Genomic DNA, 20,103 nt, shown 5'->3' on the forward strand with positions numbered 1-20,103 from the left:
GACCACCGACATCGCCGCCGACCCGCGGCGGTCGGTTCGGCGACGTCAGCCGGGAGCGTCAGTTCAGCGACGTCCCGTGCACCGCGAACTCCTCGATCGCGGCGGTCTCCGACTCGGTCAGCGGTCCGGCCTCGAGGGCCGCGACGTTCTGCTCGAGCTGGGCGACGCTCGAAGCGCCGATGATGGCGCTCGTGACCGTCGGCACGCGCAGGACCCAGCTCAGGGCGAGCTGCGCGAGGGTCTGGCCGCGGCCCTCGGCGATCGCGTTCAGACCGCGGGCGCGCTCGAGGTACTTCTCGTCGATCCGGTCGGAGGAGAGGAAGCGCGAGGTCGCCGCGCGGGATCCCGCCGGGACCGTGCCGTCGAGGTAGCGGTCGGTCAGCAACCCCTGCGCGAGCGGCGAGAAGACGATGCAGCCCGTGCCGATCTCGTCGAGGACCGGGAAGAGGCCGTCCTCGATGTGGCGGTCGAAGAGGGAGTAGCGCGGCTGGTGCAGCAGCAGGCGCACCCCGCTGCCGGCCAGGGCGGCCTCGGCGGCACGGGTCTGCTCCGGGCTGTAGTTCGAGATGCCGACGTAGAGCGCCTTGCCCTGCTCGACGGCCGAGACCAGCGCGCCCATCGTCTCCTCGATCGGCGTCTCGGCGTCGGGGCGGTGCGAGTAGAACACGTCGACGTGGTCGAGTCCGAGCCGGGTCAGGCTCTGATCGAGCGAGGAGAGCAGGTACTTCCGCGAGCCGCCGTCGCCGTACGGGCCGGGCCACATGTCGTAGCCGGCCTTGGAGGAGATGATCATCTCGTCGCGGTAAGGGCGGAAGTCCTCGGCGAACAGGCGACCGAACGCCGTCTCGGCGGCGCCGTACGGCGGGCCGTAGTTGTTCGCGAGGTCGAAGTGGGTGATCCCCAGATCGAACGCGCGGCGCAGGATCGCGCGCTGGGTGTCGAGAGGGCGGTCGGATCCGAAGTTGTGCCAGAGGCCGAGCGAGAGGGCGGGCAGCTTCAGCCCGCTCCGTCCAGCGCGTCGGTAGTCCATGGCGTCGTAGCGGTCGGGGGCGGCGTCGTAGCTCACGCGCCGACTCTATTCCAGCGCCCGAGCCGTGCGGAATGCGCACAGCCCCGGAGGTGTTGGATCGAGAGACGTGCCCGGCACCCCGGCCGCGTCGATGCGACAGGAAGTGAGTCACACGCAATGCGCACATTCGTACTCGCCGGAGGATGCTTCTGGTGTCTGGACGCCGTCTACCGCGTCCTCGACGGCGTGACCGACGTCGTCTCCGGCTACACCGGCGGATCGACCCCGAACCCCGACTACGAGTCCGTCTGCACGGGCCGCACCGGGCACGCGGAGGCCGTCGCCGTCACCTTCGACCCCGATGTCGTCCCGGAGCAGGTGATCCTCGACGTGTTCTTCACGCTGCACGACCCGCGGCAGCTCAACCGCCAGGGCAACGACGTCGGGACCCAGTACCGCTCGGCCATGTACTACTCCTCCGACGAGGAGAAGGAGCTGTTCGAGGCCGCCCGCGACCGCGCCTCGGAGTGGTGGGACGGCCCGATCGTCACCGAGATCGCGCCGCTGGGCGTCTATCACGAGGCCGAGGACTACCACCAGGACTTCTTCGCCAAGAACCCCGGCCAGGGCTACTGCCTCGCGGTGGCGCTGCCGAAGGTGAACAAGATCCGCAAGTCGTACTCGAAGTACATCCTCGCCTCCTAGCTCTCCTCCCCAGGCGACGATGTCGCCCGGTCTCCACCGAAGGGCCCGCCTCCAGCACGGAGGCGGGCCCTTCGTCGCGACACTGTCCCTGCGTCGCCCGGGTGGTTCCGGCCCCCTCCGCCCGGGCGGCGTCCCCGTCGCAGTCGCGCCGGGAGCAGAGGAGCGCCGCCCGTGGCGGCGACCGAGGAGAGGACAGCAGCATGACCGACACCTTGACCGTCATCGGAGTCATCGGCACCGAGCCGCGCAGCGTCGACACGGCGAGCGGCACCGCGATGACGACCTTCCGCCTGGCGTCCGCCCAGCGACGCTACGACCGCTCCACTCAGCGCTGGGTGGACGGCTCGACCAACTGGTACACCGTGAACGCCTTCAACGGGCTGGCCGGCAACGCCCTGGCCTCGCTCGCGCGCGGCGATCGCGTCCTCGTCACCGGGCGCCTCTCCGTCCGCTCGTGGGAGTCCGGCGGCAAGACGGGGACCGACGTCAGCGTGATCGCCGAGGGCCTCGGCCACGACCTGGCCTGGGGCACGACCCGCTGCACCCGGACGGTCGGGCGGGCGAAGGCGGCGGCCCCCGAGGCGGCCGCGCCTGAAGCGGCCACGAGCAGCGCGAGCGGCTGGAGCCCGGACGCGCCGGTCGCCGTCGAGGGCGCGACCTCCGCGTCCTCCGGCGGCGACTGGGGCGCAGCGCGCGCCTCCGCGTCGGAGCCGTCCGAGGCCTCGTTAGACTCGGCCGACGCCCCGTTCTGACGCGGCGTTCGGCGCGCGTCCGGCCGCCGCGGGAGGGATTCGAGTGAGCACACGGACCGTCGTCCGCGCCGGCCTGCGAGCGGGAGCGGTGCTCGCGCTGCTGACCGGGATCGCCGGCTGCACGGCGCCCACCGCGCCGTCGGCCGCCGAGAGCCCGTCGGCGTCGGCCGCCCCGTCCACCGAGGAGCCCGCCGCCCCTGTCGCGCTGGTGCCCGGCGGCACCGCCGAGGAGAACCTCCCCTTCTTCCGCGAGATCGTCACCGCCGCCGCCGGCTCCGATCCGGAGACGCCCGGCCGGAGCGTCGTCGACGCTCTCGTGGCCGCCGGCTTCGCGAAGGAGTCGATGCAGCTCACAGCCGACGAGACCTCGGTCGGCCTCGAGGCCGACTCCGTCCAGGTCTCGGTGAAGGCGAGCGACGCCTGCCTCATCGGGCAGTACGGGCCGAAGGTGGACGGCGTCCGTACTGCGGTCGCGGCTCCGATCGCGACCGGCGCCTGCCTCATCGGCAGCACCGTCCCCCTCGACGGCTGAGCCGCCGGCCGGAGCCGGAGCAGCGAGCCGAACGCTCCGCGCGTCCAGCCGGTATCCTCGGTACCGGCCCGGCCTCCGACCTTCCCGCCCGCGCTCCCGCGTGCGGTGGTCGATCACCGGCGACATTCCGGCCGAGGGGCACCCGACGAACGGGACGCCCGCGGCGGAGAGCGGGGCTCCGAGAACGTACGAGCGGTTGAGGGACTGAAGTGGCTGAATACATTTACTCGATGGTGCGCGCCCGCAAGGCGGTCGGCGACAAGCTGATCCTGGACGACGTCACGATGTCGTTCCTGCCCGGGGCGAAGATCGGCGTGGTCGGCCCGAACGGCGCCGGCAAGTCGACGATCCTGAAGATCATGGCGGGGCTCGACACCCCGAGCAACGGCGAGGCGCGGCTGAGCCCGGGTTACACCGTCGGCATCCTGATGCAGGAGCCGGAGCTCGACGAGACGAAGACGGTGCTCGAGAACGTCCAGGAGGGCGTCGGCGAGATCAAGGGCAAGATCGACCGCTTCAACGAGATCTCGCTGGCGATGGCCGACCCGGACGCCGACTTCGACACCCTCCTCGCCGAGATGGGCACTCTGCAGGAGGCCATCGACGCCGCCGACGCCTGGGACCTCGACTCCCAGCTCGAGCAGGCGATGGACGCGCTGCGCACCCCGCCGGGGGACTCTCCCGTCACCAGCCTCTCCGGTGGCGAGAAGCGCCGCGTCGCGCTGACGAAGCTCCTGCTGCAGAAGCCCGACCTGCTGCTGCTGGACGAGCCCACCAACCACCTGGACGCCGAGAGCGTGCTCTGGCTCGAGCAGTTCCTCTCCAAGTACCCCGGCGCCGTCCTCGCCGTCACCCACGACCGGTACTTCCTCGACAACGTCGCGGAGTGGATCGCCGAGGTCGACCGCGGTCACCTCTACCCCTACGAGGGCAACTACTCGACCTATCTCGAGAAGAAGAGCGCCCGCCTCGAGGTGCAGGGCAAGAAGGACGCGAAGCTCGCCAAGCGCCTGACCACCGAGCTCGAGTGGGTCCGCAGCAACGCGAAGGGCCGCCAGACCAAGTCGAAGTCGCGCCTCGCGCGCTACGAGGAGATGGCGGCGGAGGCGGAGAAGACGCGCGTCCTCGACTTCGAGGAGATCGTCATCCCGGTCGGCCCGCGCCTGGGCTCGCAGGTCATCGACGCGAAGAAGCTGCACAAGTCCTTCGGCGACCGCGTCCTGATCGACGACCTCAGCTTCACCCTGCCGCGCAACGGCATCGTCGGCGTCATCGGCCCGAACGGCGTCGGCAAGACCACGCTCTTCAAGACGATCGTCGGCTTCGAGCCGCTCGACTCGGGCGACCTGAAGATCGGCGACACCGTCGACATCTCCTACGTCGACCAGACCCGCGGCGGCATCGACCCGAACAAGAACCTGTGGGAGGTCGTCTCCGACGGACACGACTACATCCAGGTCGGCAAGACCGAGATCCCCTCGCGGGCCTACGTCTCGCAGTTCGGCTTCAAGGGCCCGGACCAGCAGAAGCGCGCCGGCATCCTCTCCGGTGGTGAGCGCAACCGCCTCAACCTGGCGCTGACGCTCAAGCAGGGCGGCAACCTGCTCCTGCTCGACGAGCCCACCAACGACCTGGACATCGAGACGCTCGGCAGCCTCGAGAACGCGCTGCTCGAGTTCCCCGGCTGCGCCGTGGTGATCACCCACGATCGCTGGTTCCTCGACCGGATCGCGACGCACATCCTCTCCTACGAGGGCACCGAGGAGGACCCGGCCAACTGGTACTGGTTCGAGGGCAACTTCGAGTCGTACGAGCAGAACAAGATCGAGCGCCTCGGTCCGGACGCGGCGAAGCCGCACCGCTCCGCGTACCGCAAGCTCACCCGCGACTGATGCGCCTGCACGTCGCCATCCCGCTGCGCTGGTCGGACTTCGACGCCTACGCGCACGTCAACAACGCCGAGATGCTGCGCCTGCTCGAGGAGGCGCGCATCCAGGCGTTCTGGCGCCCCGACTCCCCTGAGGCGGGCGGCATGGCGACGGCGGTGCTCGACGCCCGGCCGGGTGCGCGCACCATCAGCCTGATCGCGCGGCAGGAGATCGAGTACCTCGCACCGATCCCGTACATGCGCGCTCCGCTCGACATCGAGCTGTGGATCGGGCGGATCGGCGGCGCGAGCCTCGAGGTCTGCTACGAGCTGTACTCGCCGACCGGCGTCGAGCCGCGCGTGCTCTACACGAAGGCCGCGACGACGCTCGTCATGGTGACCGCTGCCACGGGTCGCCCGGAGCGCATCCCGGAGGAGCTCCGCGAGGTCTGGGCGCCGTACGTCGAGGAGCCCGTCGCCTTCTCCAAGCGGAGCTGACCCCGTCCCGTCCGGCGGGCGGGACCGGCGCGAGCCGGACCGCTCAGCCGAGCGGGACGCGGACCATCCCCTCCTGGGCGACGCTCGCCACCAGGCGGCCGTCCCGGGAGTAGATCCGGCCGAGCGAGAGCCCGCGGCCACCGGAGGCGCTCGGCGACTCCTGCACGTAGAGCAGCCACTCGTCGACGCGCGCGGGGCGGTGCCACCACATCGCGTGGTCGAGGCTCGCGATGCGCAGTCCCGGGGTGATCCAGGCCGCGCCGTGCCGCCGCAGCGTCGACTCGAGGATCGTGTAGTCGCTCGCGTAGGCGAGCGCGGCGCGGTGCAGCAGCGCGTCGTCCGGCAGCGGGCCGAGCGCGCGCATCCAGACGCACTGGTGCGCCGTGCGGCTCGGATCGGCGCGGAGGTACACCGGCTGCTCGACGTGGCGGACGTCGAACGGCCGCTGAGTGGCCCAGAAGCTGCCGACCGGATGGTCGACGCCCTTCAGCACCTCGGCGGTGCTCGGCAGCGACTCCGGATCGGGCACGCCCTCCGGCATCGGCGTCTGGTGGTCCAGGCCCTCGTCCTCGGTCTGGAACGACGCGATCATCGAGAGGATCGGCGCCCCGTTCTGATAGGCCTGCGTCCGCCGGGTGGCGAACGAGCGGCCGTCGTGGATCCGGTCGACCGAGAAGGTGATCGGCTGCGAGACATCGCCCGGGCGGAGGAAGTAGCCGTGCATCGAGTGCACGCTGCGCTCCTCGACGGTGCGTCCGGCCGCGATCAGCGACTGCGCCAGCACCTGGCCGCCGAAGACGCGGCCCTCCGGCATCCACTGCGAGGGACCGGTGGAGATGTCCTCGCTGGTGCGCGCGCCCGTGTCGACGAGATCGAGGGCGGTGAGGAACGAGGAGAGCGGATCGGACACGGGACCTCCGGGGTGTCTGCCGATCAGGAGAGCGGCCTCGGGTAAGTTTATCGACGCGATGATGTCGTCCTTCTCCCTGGCGGATCCGCCCAGCCTCTCCGATCTGCGCGTGTTCCTCGGCCGGTCCGCGCGTGTCGAGGACGGCGCCGTGCGCCTGCTCGCGCAGGATCGCGTCCTGGCCGCGTACACCGCCATCCTCCAGCCGCGCGGCCTGCTCGACCGCTCCTCGACGGTGCTCGGCCTGCGCGTCTTCGCGCTCGACGAGCCGACCGCCTTCGACCGGGTGGTGCAGATCCGCGCCCTCTCCGACCGGCTCGCCCGCCTGCAGTGGGAGCCCGGGGGAGCGGACGGCAAGCCGGTCGTGCTGCCCGACGGAGACGACGCCACGGCGGGCGCCTGGGCCGGCATCTCGCCGCCGCGCGGCGGCTGGCAGCGGCGCGAGCCGGTCGACCCGTCGTTCCTCGAGAAGGTCGCCCGCGACGGCATTGACGAGATCGCCGCGGCGGTCGGCTCCGAGACCGGCGAGCAGATCGTCGGCCGCGTGCGCTCGACCGTCTGGGGCCGTCCGCTCGACGGTCTCGAGGACGTCCCGGCGGGCGCCGCCTTCGCGCTCTTCGCACTCGGATTCCTCGGTGCCGACGACCCCGTCGCACTGCTCGAGAGCGGCCAGTGGCGGCGGCTCACCTCGCGGCGCGGGCACGTGCTCGTCCGCACCCCCGCCTGATCTCGGGCCGGCGGGAAGCGCCGAGCGCTACTCCTCGAAGGTGTTGACCATCGCGTGCGCAGCGCGCTCCAGGTAGTCCCAGAGCATCGCGTCGTCGGCCGGAGCCAGCTCCAGCTCGTCGACCGCGACCCGCATGTGCGCGAGCCAGTGGTCGCGGGCCTCCGGGTTCACCTTGAAGGGCTGGTGCCGCATCCGCAGGCGCGGGTGCCCGCGCTCCTGGCTGTAGGTGCCGGGGCCGCCCCAGTACTGCTCGAGGAAGCCGGTGAGCCGCTGGATCGCGCCCTCGAGGTCGTGCTCGGGGTACATCGGCCAGAGCACCTCGTCCTCGCGGACACCCTCGTAGAAGCGGCGCACGAGGCGCTCGAAGGTCGGTCGCCCGCCGAGGTGCTCCCAGAACGAGCGCATCGGGGAAGTGCCGCCGATCTGCAGCCCGCTCACGAGCGCGGTCCCGATTGGGGCGGCACGGAGCCGCCGTCCTGCGGTCGCTGAGCGGGCGGCGCCTGCTCGGGCGCCGGCGGTGCCTTCGGCTTGCGCAGAGCGCGCGGCAGGCGCACCGGCTTCCCGTGCTCGGTCGTGACCGTGGCGGTCGGCGTCGTGCGCGGTCCCTTCACGCCCCCGACGCTCGTCGCGCCCTCGAAGCCGCTGAGCACCACCGCGCTGAGCGAGGGCAGCTTGACGTCGAGGCTGTCCAGGGCGCGCTTGAGGCGGATGCGGAGCTCGCGCGCGACGTCGTCCTTCGCGGTGGTGCGGGTCTTCAACACCACGCGGATGACCAGCGCGTCGTCGGCGATCGACTCGAGGCCCCAGAGCTCGGGCTTGTCGATGATCCGCGCCCGCCAGCGGCTGCTCGAGGCGAGCTCGTTCGCGGTGCTGAGGATCGTGCTCTGCACGGATTCGAGGTCCGTCTCGTAGGGCACGGCCAGGTCGATGATCACTCGCGACCAGCCCTGCGACATGTTGCCGACGCGGACGATCTCGCCGTTGCGCACGAACCAGAGCGTGCCGTTGACGTCGCGGATCTGGGTGATCCGCACGCCGACGTTCTCGACCACTCCCGTGGCCTGGCCGGTGTCGACGACGTCGCCGACGCCGAGCTGGTCCTCCGCGACCATGAACAGGCCGTTGAGGACGTCCTTGACGATGTTCTGCGCGCCGAAACCGAGGCCGGCGCCGAGCGCGGCCGTGAGCAGCGCGAAGGAGCCGATCAGGGTGTTGTCGATGGTGTTCACGATCATCACGACGGCGATGACCACGATGAGGATCGAGCTGATGTTGTTGAGGATCGAGCCGAGGGTCCTCGTGCGCTGCACGACCCGGACCGCGGCGAGGGGCGAGGCGGCGATGGCCTGGGTGTCCTCGACGCGCTGGCGCTTCTTCACCCCCGAGACGATCTGATCGACGACGCGCCCGACGACGAAGTGCGCGATGACCCGGGCCAGCAGGGCGCCGAGCACGATCGCGAGGACGGCGACGCTCTTCCAGAAGAGCTCGGAGTCGAAGAAGGAGATGGTCGCGGCGACGGGGTCTGGGGTGGAGGTCTCGAGTAGCAGCATCCCGTCCAGGTTAAGGGACGCGCGCTGGCCGGCTCCGGTGACGCCGGAACGCCGCCGGGCGGCGTCCGGGGGATAGATTCGACGAGGGCCGGCCCGGCCCCCGCACTCCGCTCCCGAACTCCGCCCCAGGGGAAGGACGCCCGATGCTCCACTCCACCCGGACTCCCGCCGAGAAGCGCCGCCTCTTCCGCGAGCGGCTCGCGACCGGCGAGCTGCTGCAGCTGCCGGGGGCGTTCACCCCGCTGTCGGCGCGGCTGATCGAGGAGAAGGGCTTCGACGGCGTCTACGTGTCGGGTGCGGTGCTGTCGGCCGAGCTCGGCCTGCCGGACATCGGCCTGACCACGCTGAGCGAGGTCGCGGGCCGCGGCCAGCAGATCGCGCGGATGACCGACCTGCCCGTCCTGATCGACGCGGACACCGGCTTCGGCGAGCCCCTCAACGTCGCGCGCACCGTGCAGATGCTAGAGGACGCCGGAGTGACGGCCCTGCACATCGAGGACCAGGTCAATCCCAAGCGCTGCGGACACCTCGACGGGAAGGCCGTCGTCGACGAGAGCACCTCCGTGCGGCGCATCGCCGCCGCGGTCGACGCCCGCCGCGATCCGGGTCTCGTGATCATGGCCCGCACCGACATCCGCGCCCTCGACGGGCTGCAGGCCGCGATCGACCGGGCGAAGCGCCTCGTCGACGCCGGGGCCGACGCGATCTTCCCCGAGGCGATGCGCGACCTCAGCGAGTTCGAGGCCGTCCGCGCCGCGATCGACGTCCCGGTCCTGGCGAACATGACCGAGTTCGGCAAGAGCGAGCTCTTCACGACGCAGCAGCTCGCCGACGTCGGGGTGAACATCGTGATCTACCCGGTGTCGCTGCTCCGCATCGCGATGGGCGCGGCGATGCGCGCGCTCGACGCGCTGAAGGCCGAGGGCTCGCTGCAGTCCGAGGTCGCCGGGATGCAGACGCGGGCCGAGCTCTACGAGCTGCTCGACTACTCGTCCTACAGCCGCTTCGACGAGGGCGTCTTCGACTTCAGCCTCGCCGGCCACCACGGCGCCTGAGCCACGACCCACCCCGGCGGCTCCGGCCGCCGATCCGATCGCGAAGGAGCGAGCGATGAGCACCACCGAGCAGGACATCCGCAAGGGACTCGTGGGGGTCGTCGTCGACACCACGGCGATCTCGAAGGTCGACCCGGAGTCGAATTCGCTGCTGTACCGCGGCTATCCGGTGCAGGAGCTGGCGGCGTCCTGCTCCTTCGAGGAGGTGTCCTGGCTGCTGTGGAAGGGCGAGCTGCCGACTCCGGCCGAGACCGAGGAGCTCCGCGCCTTCGAGCGCGCGCACCGGGAGCCGGCGCCGGAGGTGCGCGCGGTGGTCGACCTGCTGCCGGTGACGGCGCATCCGATGGACGTGGTGCGCACGGCGGTGAGCGTCCTCGGCGCGCTCGAGACTGACCCCGAGGACGAGTCGCCTGAGGCGGTCCTGGGGCGCTCGATGCGGCTCTGGGCGGTGCTGCCCGCCGTCGTCGCCGCGATCCAGCGCCGCCGGCACGGGCAGGAGCCGATCGCCGCGCGCGACGATCTCGACTACTCGGAGAACTTCCTCTGGATGACCTTCGGCGAGCTGCCCCACCCGGTGGTCGTCGACGCCTTTCGAGTGTCCCTGGTGCTGTACGCCGAGCACTCGTTCAACGCCTCGACGTTCACGGCTCGCGTCGTCACCTCGACGCTCTCGGACGTCCACTCGGCCGTGACGGCGGCGGTCGGCGCGCTGAAGGGGCCGCTGCACGGCGGCGCGAACGAGGCCGTTCTGCACGTCTTCGACGAGATCGGCCTGGGGCCGGAGGCGGGTCCCCGCGCACGGGCCTGGCTGGCGGAGGCGCTCGGGGCGAAGCGCAAGGTGATGGGCTTCGGCCACCGCGTCTACAAGTCGGGCGACTCGCGCGTGCCGACGATGGAAGCAGCGCTCCGGCGGGTGGCGGAGCGGGCCGGGGCGGACGACATGCTCGAGCTCTACGACGCGCTGGCCGCCGAGATGGCCGAGCGCACGGGCATCCTGCCGAACCTCGACTACCCGTCCGGTCCGGCCTACCGCCTGATGGGCTTCGACACGGAGCTCTTCACACCGCTGTTCGTCGCCGCCCGCGTCGTCGGCTGGACCGCGCACGTCCTGGAGCAGCGCGCCTCGAACGCGCTCATCCGCCCGCTGTCTGCGTACGCCGGCCCGGCCCGGCGCGCTGTCCCGGAGCGCTAGCCCCCCCCCCCGCATGCTGGTCGAGTAGCCGCGCAGCGGCGTATCGAGACCCGCTCCTCCTGGTGACGGGGGATCTCGATACGCGCGCTGCGCGCGCTACTCGATCAGCAGGGCTGTCGCGCTCAGAGCGCTGCGTCGCGCTCCTGCGCGCGCAGGGCGCGCTCGACGCCGGCCAGGTTCTCGATGACGAGCCGACGCAGCGCCGGGACATCGGGGTTCGCGTCGAGCCACGCGCGGGTGGCGTCGACGATCGCGGGCGTCGGCGTCGCCGCCGGGTAGAAGCCGACGACGAGGTACTCGGCGATCTTGTAGCTCTTCGCGTCCCACAGTGAGCGGAGGGCGTCGAAGTACACCGGCACCATCGCCTCGAGGACGGCGGGGTCGCTGGTGTGCTGGAAGCCGAGCCCCGTCGCACGCACGATGGTGTTCGGCGCCGAGTCGTCGAGCGTCACCGAGTCCCAGGCCGCGCGCTTGGCCTCCGCCGTCGGGATCGCTGCGCGGGCGTTCGCCGCGGACTGCGCTCCCGTCGCGGTGTTGTCGGCAGCGAGGGCCGCGTCGATGTCCGACGCGTCCGCCCGCCCGCCGGCCACGAGAGCGATGAGGAGCTCCCAGGAGAGGTCGGTATCGATCTCGAGCCCCGGCAGCGTCGTGGTCCCGTCGCGCAGCGCCTGCACCGCGTCCAGGTGGGCGGGCGTCGTGGCGACGGCGGCGAGCACCTTCACGAACTGGAACTGCGCGTCGCTGCCGGCCTCGGCGCCCTGCGCGAGCGTCCACAGCCGGTCGCCCACCTCCGCGAGGACCTCGTCGCGGTGCTCCGGCGCGACGTACTGCGAGGCGGTGCTGACCAGCTGGCCGAGGACCGTGCGCAGCGTCGTCGACTCCGTCTCGGTCGCGATGTTGCCGAGCACGAGGCGGACGAAGTCGCGCGGCGCCGACTCGGCGTCGCGGGTCGCATCCCAGACCGAGCCCCAGACCAGCGAGCGCGCGAGCGGGCTGCTGATGCTCGCGAGGTGCTCGATCGCGACGGCGAGCGAGACGTCGTCCAGCCGGATCTTCGCGTAGGCGAGGTCGTCGTCGTTGAGCAGCACCAGCGCGGGGCGGGTGCGGCCGATCAGCTCGGGCACCTCGGTGCGCTCGCCGTCCACGTCGAGCTCGAGGCGGTCGATGCGCACGAGGCGGTCGCCCTCGAAGTCGTAGAGGCCGATCGCGAGGCGGTGCGGGCGGATGGTCGGGTAGTCGGCGACCGCGCTCTGCAGGATCGCGAACGAGGCGATGGCGCCCTCCTCGTCGACCACGATCTCCGGGCGGAGCGTGTTCACGCCGGCCGTCTCGAGCCACTGCGCCGACCACTCGGACAGGTCGCGGCCGCTGGTCGCCTCGAGCTCGACCAGCAGGTCGCGCAGCTCGGTGTTCGAGAACGCGTGCTTCACGAAGTACTCGTGCACGCCGGCGAGGAACTCCTTCTCGCCGACCCACGCCACCAGCTGCTTGAGCACCGAGGCGCCCTTGGCGTAGGTGATGCCGTCGAAGTTGACCTGGACGTCCTCGAGGTCGTTGATCGTCGCGACGATCGGGTGCGTCGAGGGCAGCTGGTCCTGGCGGTAGGCCCAGCTCTTCTCCATCGCGGCGAAGGTGGTCCAGGCCTCGGTCCACTCGGTCGCCTCGGCGGTCGCGAGGGTGGAGGCGTACTCGGCGAACGACTCGTTCAGCCAGAGGTCGTTCCACCACTTCATGGTCACCAGGTCGCCGAACCACATGTGCGCGAGCTCGTGCAGGATCGTGACGACCCGGCGCTCCTTGACCGCGTCGGTCACCTTGGAGCGGAAGACGTAGGTCTCGGTGAAGGTGACCGCTCCCGCGTTCTCCATCGCGCCGGCGTTGAACTCGGGGACGAAGAGCTGGTCGTACTTCGCGAACGGGTACGGCACCCCGAACTTCTCCTCGTAGAAGGCGAAGCCCTGCTTGGTCTTCTCGAAGACGTAGTCCGCGTCGAGGAACGGCGCGAGCGAGGCGCGGGCGAAGACGCCGAGCGGGACGGTGCGGCCGTCGGAGGAGACCAGCGAGTGGGTCTCGACGACGTAGGGGCCCGCGATGAGCGCGGTGATGTACGAGGAGATCCGCGGGGTGGGCTCGAAGCTCCAGGTCGCGACGCCGTCGCCGGCGGGCACGGGCTCGGGGGTCGGCTGGTTGGAGACGACCTGCCAGGCGGCGGGCGCGGTCACCGTGAAGGAGAAGGCGGCCTTGAGGTCGGGCTGCTCGAACACCGCGAAGACGCGGCGCGAGTCGGGGACCTCGAACTGCGAGTACAGGTAGACCTCGCCGTCGACCGGGTCGACGAAGCGGTGCAGGCCCTCGCCCGTGTTCGTGTAGAGCGCGTCGGCGTCGACGCGCAGCACGTTCTCGGCCGCCAGCGAGTCGAGGCGGATCCGCACGCCGTCGGCGACGTCGGCCGGGTCCAGCTCGACGCCGTTCAGCGTGACCGAGTGCACGGTCCTCGTGATCGCGTCGATGAAGGAGGACGCCCCCTCCGTCGCCGTGAAGCGCACGGTCGTGGTGCTGCGGAAGGTCTCGGCCCCCCGCGTGAGGTCGAGGGCGACGTCGTAGGCGTCGACCTGGATCAGCGAGGCGCGCTCCTGCGCTTCGCTCCGGGTGAGGTTGTCTCCAGGCACAGGGTGCTCCATCCGTTCGTCTCGGCGCTGCCGCTTCGGCGCCGGGGTGCGGGCGCCACCGATCCACCCTAGGGCCGCTCCGCACCCGCGCACCCGAGAGGCGCCGAGAGGCGTAGCGTTGCCTCATGACCGCCGTTGACTTCTGGTTCGATCCCTCCTGCCCGTGGGCCTGGATGACCTCCCGCTTCGTGGACGAGGTGACGGAGGGGCGCGACCTCGACGTCACCTGGCACATCATGAGCCTCGCCGTGCTCAACGAGGACCAGGACGTGAGCGACGACTACCGCGCGTTCTTCCCGCGCGCCCTGCGCTACACGCGCCTCGTCGCCGCCGTGGGCGAGCGCGAGGGGCAGGACAAGGTCAAGCCGCTCTACGACGCGCTCGGCACGCGGATCCACCCCGGTGGCCGCACGGACGTCGACGCGATCATCGCCGAGTCGCTCGCCGAGGTCGGCCTCGACGCGAGCCTCGCCGCCTTCGCCGACACCGACGAGTACGACGAGCCGATGCGCGCCTCGCACTTCGACGGCATCGGCCGGGTCGGCCAGGACGTCGGCACGCCGGTCATCGCGATCGGCGACATCGCCTTCTTCGGGCCGGTCATCTCGCCCATCCCGCGCGGCGAGCAGGCGCTCTCGCTCTGGGACGGCCTCGTCGCCGTGGCCTCGTACGACGGCTTCTTCGAGCTCAAGCGCTCGCGCACCCGCGACCCGATCTTCGACTGAGCCGCGGTCCGCGCGGGCGACCCGGTCCTCTCCTGAGGACCGGGCCGCCGCGCGAGCGGTACCCTGACTCCCGGCCCGGATCCACGGGCCACGAACGGCTTTCCGGAGGACGAGCGCGTGCGCATCCACATCGCAACGGACCACGCCGGGCTGGACTTCAGCCGGCACCTGATCGAGCACCTCGGTGCCGCCGGCCACGACGTGGTCGACCACGGCCCCACCTCGTACGACCCGCTCGACGACTACCCCTCGTTCTGCATCAACGCGGCCGCCGCGGTCGTGCGCGACCAGGAGGCCGGCGTCGAGGCGCTCGGCATCGTCTTCGGCGGCTCCGGCAACGGAGAGCAGATCGCGGCCAACAAGGTCGCGGGCGTCCGCGCCGCGCTGGTCTGGAGCCTCAGCACCGCGGTGCTCGCCCGTCAGCACAACGACGCCAACGTGATCTCGATCGGAGCGCGCCAGCACTCGGTCGAGGAGGCGACGGACTTCATCGACGCCTTCGTCGCCGAGCCGTTCTCCTTCGAGGAGCGCCACATGCGCCGCATCGCGCAGCTCGCGGAGTACGAGACCACGGGCGACATCGCCGGCCGCACGGTCGACTCCGCCGCGAGCGGCCGCTAGGTGCCCGAGGGCCACTCCGTCCACCGCATCGCGCTGCAGTTCGAGCGCGACATTGTCGGCCACGCCGTCGCGACCAGCAGCCCGCAGGGCCGCTTCACGGAGGGTGCCGCGCTGCTGGACGGCCGCTCCGTGCTCGAGTCGACCGCTGTCGGCAAGCACCTGCTGCTGCGCTTCGAGGGCGACGCGACGCTGCACGTGCACCTCGGCCTCTACGGCGCCTGGGACTTCCTCGGCCACGTCTCGCCGCTGTTCGATGACGGCAAGGCCGGCAGCAGCATCGGCGCCCCGCGCCGCCGCCGGGCCGTCCGGCTCTCCGAGACCGAGCACGAGACCGACAGCGACCTCGAGGAGTTCCCGCCGCCGCCGATCGGCGCCGTGCGCGTGCGCATCCAGACGGAGGAGACGGTCGCCGACCTGCGCGGCCCGACGGCCTGCGAGGTGATGGACGACTCGCAGGTGGAGGCGCTGCTCGCCCGGCTCGGTCCCGACCCCGCGGCGGACGACTCCGACGAGGCGCGCGACCGCTTCGTGAACCGGCTGCGCAAGACGGCCACGCCGGTGGGGCTCGTGCTGATGGACCAGTCGGTCGTCAGCGGCATCGGCAACATCTACCGCGCCGAGCTGCTCTACCGAGCCGGCCTCGACCCGCACACGCCCGGCAAGCTGGTGCCGCTCGAGCTCGCGCGCGAGCTCTGGGCCGACTGGGCGCTCCTGCTCGAGGACGGCATCCGGACCGGGATGATGATCACGCGCCGGGGTCTGACGAAGACGCAGCGCTCCGCCGCCGTGCGCAGCCGGGCCGAGCGCAACTACGTCTACAAGCGCGAGGGACTGCCCTGCCGGGTCTGCGGCACGAACGTCCTGCTCGAGGAGATCGGCGCGCGCAAGCTCTACTGGTGCCCGGTGTGCCAGTCGTGACCGCCTGAAGTGCCCGTGACGAGCGACGACCGAGAGGACCCCGTGACCCCGAGCCTGCTCCTGCGCACCGCGCGGCTCCTGGGCCGCGACGAGCCGGTGTCCGTGCTGCTCCGCGACGGCCGCATCGAGGAGATCGCTCCGGACGGCGCTCTCGACGCCACCCGTTCGGGCGACGCCGAGGTGCGCGACCTCGACGGCCGCTGGCTGCTGCCCGGGCTCTGGGACGAGCACGTGCACTTCTCCCAGTGGTCGATGACCGCTCCCCGCCTGGACGTCTCGACGGCGCGGTCGGCGGCGGAGACGGTGGCTGCGGTCCGCGCGCGGCTCGCCCTCGCACCGGACTCGCCGGCGACCCTCGTCGGCTTCGGCTTCCGCGACGGGCTCTGGCCCGACCTGCCGACGACCGCCCTGCTCGACGCGGTGGCGCCGGAGCGACCGGTGGTGCTCGTCAGCGGCGACTTGCACTGCGCCTGGGTCAACTCCGCCGCGCTGCGCCGCTACGGCTTCGCGCCGCAGGACGACATCCTCCGCGAGGAGCCCTGCTTCCGCCTGGTCACGGCGCTCGGTGCGCTCAGCGACGACGAGCTCGACGAGCTGGCCGACGAGGCGGCGCGCCGTGCGGCCGCCCGCGGCGTCGTCGGCGTCGTCGACCTCGAGATGCGCTGGAACGCGGCGGACTGGACGCGCCGGATCGCCCGCGGCACCCGCTCGCTGCGCATCGACATCGGCGTCTACCGCGACCACCTCGACCGGGCGATCGCGGAGGGCCTGCGCACCGGGGACGAGATCGCGGGCGGTGCCGGGCTGCTGCGGATGGGACCGCTCAAGGTGCTCGTCGACGGCTCGCTGAACACCCGGACCGCGTACTGCGTGCATCCCTACGCCGGGCACGAGGGCAGCGGCGTCCTCACCGTGGACCCCGTCGAGCTCGACGAGCTGCTCGCGCGTGCGGCCGCGGCGGGCATCCGGCCGACGGTGCACGCGATCGGCGACGCGGCCGCGACGGTCGCGCTCGACGCGCTGGCCAAGGTCGGCGGCGGCCGGATCGAGCACGCGCAGCTGCTCTCGGACGCCGACCTGCCCCGCTTCGCCCGGCTCGGCGTCGTCGCGGGAGTGCAGCCGGCGCATGCGCTGGACGACCGGGAGGTCGCCGACCGCTACTGGGCCGGACGCACCGGCCGGGCCTTCGCGCTGCGCTCGCTGATCGACTCCGGAGCGACGGTCGTGCTCGGCTCGGACGCGCCGGTCGCACCGCTCGACCCCTGGGTGGCGATCGCCGCCGCCGTCTCCCGCGCCCGGGACGGCGACGAGCCGTGGCACCCGGAGCAGCGGGTCACGATCGCGGAGGCGCTCGTCGCGTCCACGCGGACCCGGCGGCTCGCTCCGCAGGGGGGAGACGCCGCCGACCTGGTCGTCGTCGAGCGCGACCCGCTCGCCTCCGACGGCGAGCAGCTGCGCTCGATGCCCGTCGCCGCGACGCTGCTCGCCGGACGCGTGACGCACGAGGTCTGACCGGGTCCGGAACGACGGACGGCCCGGAGGATCCGAGGATCCGACGGGCCGTCGCGGCGTGGGAGGCGCGTGCTCAGCTCTCGCTGACGTGCGCGAAGAGGAACCAGCGGTCCTTCTCGAGGCCGCGGCCGATCTCGATCGCGACGTCCTGGCTGCTCGCGTCGATGTCGGCGAGCTCGGCGATCGCGGTGTTGACCGTGGTGATCGCGACGTCCATCAGACCGATGACCTCGACGATGGCGTTCTCGGAGCGCTGGAAGCCCGGGGTGAGCGGGGCGGTCTGCGTCGCCGAGGCGACGGTCTGGATGCGGGCGTCGACGGGGAGGCCGAGGGCCACGACGCGCTCGGCGGCCAAGTCGGCCCACTCGATCGCGTGGCCGACGACGACGTCGAGCAGCTCGTGCACGCCGATGAAGTTGGCGCCGCGCACGTGCCAGTGCGCCTGCTTGCTGTTGACGGCCAGGGCGGTCATCTCGACGACGACCGGGCTGAGGAACTGGGCGACTCCGGATGCGACATCCGGGTTCGACGAGGTGAGCGACGTGACGGATGCAGTGGACATCGTCTGTTCCTTTCGAGAGGGGGTGACTGATCGTCAACACTACGCCGCAGCCCAGTGCTCGCAAGGAAGTGCAGGCTCGGCTAAGGCGGGAGAAGGGGAGCCTGGCCTGTGCCGACCCGGCACATGCGGTGCGCTTCCGAAGTGGAACCGGGGGTCAGCCCCCGCGTCGCCGCGAAGGGTCGCCGGTACCCTCGAGAGGATGTCCGCGCGCCCGCGAGGACCGGGGGAGGAGGCTCGCGTGCCTGCAGCGCCGACCGCCCTCGGTGAGGCCTCCGCCGCCTACCTCCGGCTCTGGCGCGAGCTGCCCCGCGAGGCCCTGTCGCTCCTGCTCGCCGTGCCGCTGGCGCTGGCGGGTGCGTTCGCCACCGGAGTCGCCCTCGCCCTGGGCCTCGGCCTGATCGGCGTGCTGATCGGCGCGGTCTTCCTCCCGCTGGCGCTGCACACCGCCCGGGGCTTCGGTCGGGCGACCCGAGCGCTCGACCGGCTCGCCGGCCGCCCTCGGATCGACGAGCCGCAGTGGCGGCGTCCGCCCGCCTCGGTCGCGCCCGCCACCTTCGCCCTCTACGGCCCGGTCGTCGACGGGCACTACTGGCTCGCGCTGCTGCACACGCTCGTCGTGGCGCCGCTGCTCGCGCTCGTCTTCGCCGCGGTCCTCGGGCTCTGGAGCTGGGCCGGACTCGGCTCGCTGACGGCGCTGCTCGCCGGCGACTCCTCGGCGATCGTCCGGCTCGTCTCCGGGCAGTCGAGCGCCGTCCTCGGCGTTCCCGGGCCGCCCACGGCCTTCCTGGTGCTGGCCGATGTCGCGCTCGTCGTCCTGTTCCTCGCGACGCTGCCGTTCGTCACCCGAGGGCTCACCCTCGCGCGCTTCCTCGTCGATCGGCTGCTGCTCGGTCCCTGGGGATCGGAGGCGCTGCAGCGCGAGGTCGCGGAGCTCAGTGTCTCCCGCGGCGCGGCGGTCGCCGCCGAGGACCGGGCGCTGCGCCGGCTCGAGCGCGACATCCACGACGGTCCGCAGCAGCGGCTGATCCGGGTGCAGATGGACCTCGGATCCGCTCTCAACCGGGTGCGCTCCGATCCCGACTCCGCGGCGGCACTGATCGACGAGGCGCGCGAGCACGTCCGCTCGGCGCTCGACGAGTTGCGCGCGCTCTCCCGCGGAGTCGCGCCGCCGATCCTGCAGGACCGGGGCTTCACCGCTGCGGTGCACTCGCTGGCGGTCCTGAGCCCGGTGCCCGTCGAGGTGCTGGTCGAGCATCCGGTGGCGGAGGTGCCGCCCGAGGTCGAGCGCAGCGTCTACTTCGTCGTCGCGGAGCTGCTCGCGAACGCGTCGAAGCACGCGTCGGCCCGCTCGATCCGCGTGCATCTCGACGTGCGGGGGACGGGCGGACCGGAGCGCTGGCTGGACGTCTGGGTCGTCGACGACGGCGTCGGCGGCGCCTCGCCCCTGCCGGGTCACGGGCTCGAGGGGGTCGCCGGGCGCGTCAGCGGGCTGCGCGGGCTGGTCACCGTCGATTCGCCCCCGGGCGGCCCGACCACGGTGGGTGTGCACGTGCCGTTCCTGCCCGCACCGCCGCCCGCCCTATCCTGAGGGCGTGCCGCCCGCCTCTCCGATCCGCGTCGCCCTCGCCGAGGACTCCGTCCTCCTGCGCGAGGGCCTGGTCCGACTGTTCGAGGACGCCGGCTTCTCCGTCGTCGGAGCCCACGGCGACGCCGAGGGGCTGCTCGCGGCTGTCGCTGCGGAGCCGTCCTCGGTGGACGTGGCCGTGCTCGACGTCCGCATGCCGCCGACCTTCCGCGACGAGGGCGTCCGCGCGGCACTCGACCTCCGGCGCCGGCATCCCCGTATCGCCGTGCTCCTGCTCAGCCAGTACGTCGAGGTGACCTACGCGCACGAGCTGCTCGGCTCGGGCGAGGGCGGCATGGGCTATCTGCTCAAGGACCGCGTCGCCTCGGTGGAGGAGCTGCGCGACGCCGTCGAGCGAGTCGCTGCGGGCGGGACGGTGCTCGATCCGCAGGTCGTCGCGTCGCTGCTCCAGCGCAACCGCGACCCGCTGGCCCTCCTGACCCCGCGCGAGCGCGAGGTGCTCGAGGCGATGGCCGAGGGGCGCACGAACGCCGGCATCGCCGCCGCGCTCTTCATCGGCGTCGGTGCGGTCGAGAAGAACGTCACCTCGATCTTCCAGAAGCTCGGACTCGAGGACTCCGGCTCGGACCACCGCCGCGTGCTCGCCGTCCTCGCCTGGCTGCGCGCCGCCCGCTGAGCCCTGCGCGCCCAATGTGCCGGCCGCGTGGCGCTTCG

General features: G+C 72.1%; 20 protein-coding genes. 14 read left to right on the top strand and 6 right to left on the bottom strand.

Going from position 1 to position 20,103, the window contains the following annotated elements; genetic code table 11:
* Positions 1–58: 58 nt before the first annotated feature.
* The gene (locus EDF17_RS06830; RefSeq protein WP_123445778.1) at positions 59–1,066 is read right to left on the bottom strand and encodes an aldo/keto reductase; all 1,008 of its coding nucleotides are present in this window, start codon (positions 1,064–1,066) and stop codon (positions 59–61) included.
* A gap of 120 nt (positions 1,067–1,186) precedes the next feature.
* On the opposite strand from EDF17_RS06830, the gene msrA reads away from it, so the two are divergent.
* The 5 genes from msrA (at position 1,187) to EDF17_RS06855 (ending at position 5,363) form a co-directional block, all read left to right on the top strand.
* Entirely contained in the window at positions 1,187–1,714 is a 528-nt protein-coding gene (gene msrA / locus EDF17_RS06835; protein ID WP_123445779.1) for a peptide-methionine (S)-S-oxide reductase MsrA, read from the top strand.
* Between the two features lie 200 nt (positions 1,715–1,914).
* Positions 1,915–2,466 carry a single-stranded DNA-binding protein gene (locus EDF17_RS06840; protein ID WP_123445780.1) on the top strand — a complete coding sequence of 184 codons (552 nt, stop codon included), beginning with the start codon at positions 1,915–1,917 and terminating at the stop codon, positions 2,464–2,466.
* A gap of 43 nt (positions 2,467–2,509) precedes the next feature.
* On the top strand, positions 2,510–2,998 hold the full coding sequence (locus tag EDF17_RS06845; RefSeq protein WP_123445781.1) for a hypothetical protein: 489 nt from the start codon (positions 2,510–2,512) through the stop codon (positions 2,996–2,998).
* A gap of 209 nt (positions 2,999–3,207) precedes the next feature.
* A complete protein-coding gene (ettA, locus tag EDF17_RS06850; RefSeq protein ID WP_123445782.1) occupies positions 3,208–4,890 on the top strand; it encodes an energy-dependent translational throttle protein EttA in 1,683 nt (560 codons plus the stop codon).
* Positions 4,890–5,363, top strand: a complete 474-nt coding sequence (locus EDF17_RS06855) for a thioesterase family protein (RefSeq protein WP_123445783.1) — start codon at positions 4,890–4,892, stop codon at positions 5,361–5,363. Before ettA ends, EDF17_RS06855 begins: the two co-directional genes overlap by 1 nt.
* 43 nt (positions 5,364–5,406) lie before the next feature.
* On the opposite strand, the gene EDF17_RS06860 is transcribed toward EDF17_RS06855, so the two are convergent.
* Positions 5,407–6,273 carry an acyl-CoA thioesterase II gene (locus tag EDF17_RS06860; RefSeq protein ID WP_185019959.1) on the bottom strand — a complete coding sequence of 289 codons (867 nt, stop codon included), beginning with the start codon at positions 6,271–6,273 and terminating at the stop codon, positions 5,407–5,409.
* 61 nt (positions 6,274–6,334) lie between these two features.
* Here EDF17_RS06860 and EDF17_RS06865 point away from each other — a divergent pair, with 61 nt between their 5' ends.
* The gene (locus EDF17_RS06865) at positions 6,335–6,997 is read left to right on the top strand and encodes a hypothetical protein (RefSeq protein ID WP_311316437.1); all 663 of its coding nucleotides are present in this window, start codon (positions 6,335–6,337) and stop codon (positions 6,995–6,997) included.
* Positions 6,998–7,024: 27 nt separating this feature from the next.
* Here EDF17_RS06865 and EDF17_RS06870 read toward each other — a convergent pair whose 3' ends face one another.
* Positions 7,025–7,402 (bottom strand): globin, encoded by a 378-nt coding sequence (locus tag EDF17_RS06870; protein WP_123446018.1) that lies wholly within the window; start codon positions 7,400–7,402, stop codon positions 7,025–7,027.
* Between the two features lie 29 nt (positions 7,403–7,431).
* The gene (locus EDF17_RS06875; RefSeq protein WP_123445785.1) at positions 7,432–8,550 is read right to left on the bottom strand and encodes a mechanosensitive ion channel domain-containing protein; all 1,119 of its coding nucleotides are present in this window, start codon (positions 8,548–8,550) and stop codon (positions 7,432–7,434) included.
* A 143-nt stretch (positions 8,551–8,693) separates the two neighbouring features.
* Here EDF17_RS06875 and prpB point away from each other — a divergent pair, with 143 nt between their 5' ends.
* Both prpB and EDF17_RS06885 read left to right on the top strand, forming a co-directional pair.
* The gene (prpB, locus tag EDF17_RS06880) at positions 8,694–9,605 is read left to right on the top strand and encodes a methylisocitrate lyase (RefSeq protein ID WP_123445786.1); all 912 of its coding nucleotides are present in this window, start codon (positions 8,694–8,696) and stop codon (positions 9,603–9,605) included.
* 55 nt (positions 9,606–9,660) lie between these two features.
* Positions 9,661–10,797 (top strand): bifunctional 2-methylcitrate synthase/citrate synthase, encoded by a 1,137-nt coding sequence (locus tag EDF17_RS06885; RefSeq protein ID WP_123445787.1) that lies wholly within the window; start codon positions 9,661–9,663, stop codon positions 10,795–10,797.
* Between the two features lie 122 nt (positions 10,798–10,919).
* On the opposite strand, the gene pepN is transcribed toward EDF17_RS06885, so the two are convergent.
* Positions 10,920–13,466 carry an aminopeptidase N gene (gene pepN, locus EDF17_RS06890; protein WP_123445788.1) on the bottom strand — a complete coding sequence of 849 codons (2,547 nt, stop codon included), beginning with the start codon at positions 13,464–13,466 and terminating at the stop codon, positions 10,920–10,922.
* 125 nt (positions 13,467–13,591) lie between these two features.
* On the opposite strand from pepN, the gene EDF17_RS06895 reads away from it, so the two are divergent.
* The 4 genes from EDF17_RS06895 to EDF17_RS06910 all read left to right on the top strand — a co-directional run bounded on the left by EDF17_RS06895 (position 13,592) and on the right by EDF17_RS06910 (position 17,242).
* Positions 13,592–14,191: a DsbA family protein gene (locus tag EDF17_RS06895; protein WP_123445789.1), complete on the top strand. Its 600-nt coding sequence runs from the start codon at positions 13,592–13,594 to the stop codon at positions 14,189–14,191.
* A 117-nt stretch (positions 14,192–14,308) separates the two neighbouring features.
* Complete coding sequence (locus tag EDF17_RS06900) at positions 14,309–14,812, top strand: ribose-5-phosphate isomerase (protein WP_123445790.1); 504 nt, start codon at positions 14,309–14,311, stop codon at positions 14,810–14,812.
* On the top strand, positions 14,813–15,730 hold the full coding sequence (locus EDF17_RS06905; protein WP_123445791.1) for a DNA-formamidopyrimidine glycosylase family protein: 918 nt from the start codon (positions 14,813–14,815) through the stop codon (positions 15,728–15,730).
* A gap of 42 nt (positions 15,731–15,772) precedes the next feature.
* Positions 15,773–17,242: an amidohydrolase family protein gene (locus EDF17_RS06910; RefSeq protein WP_208110576.1), complete on the top strand. Its 1,470-nt coding sequence runs from the start codon at positions 15,773–15,775 to the stop codon at positions 17,240–17,242.
* Positions 17,243–17,315: 73 nt separating this feature from the next.
* Here the strand turns inward: EDF17_RS06910 and EDF17_RS06915 are convergent, their stop codons facing one another.
* Positions 17,316–17,804 carry a DNA starvation/stationary phase protection protein gene (locus EDF17_RS06915; protein ID WP_123445793.1) on the bottom strand — a complete coding sequence of 163 codons (489 nt, stop codon included), beginning with the start codon at positions 17,802–17,804 and terminating at the stop codon, positions 17,316–17,318.
* A gap of 238 nt (positions 17,805–18,042) precedes the next feature.
* Here EDF17_RS06915 and EDF17_RS06920 point away from each other — a divergent pair, with 238 nt between their 5' ends.
* Positions 18,043–19,392, top strand: coding sequence for a sensor domain-containing protein (locus tag EDF17_RS06920; protein ID WP_166649613.1), 1,350 nt, complete (start codon positions 18,043–18,045; stop codon positions 19,390–19,392).
* Positions 19,393–19,396: 4 nt separating this feature from the next.
* A complete protein-coding gene (locus tag EDF17_RS06925) occupies positions 19,397–20,065 on the top strand; it encodes a response regulator transcription factor (protein WP_123445795.1) in 669 nt (222 codons plus the stop codon).
* Positions 20,066–20,103 lie beyond the last annotated feature (38 nt).

It is taken from the genome of Rathayibacter sp. PhB1 (genome assembly GCF_004362935.1).
Classification (GTDB): Bacteria; Actinomycetota; Actinomycetes; order Actinomycetales; family Microbacteriaceae; genus Rathayibacter; species Rathayibacter festucae.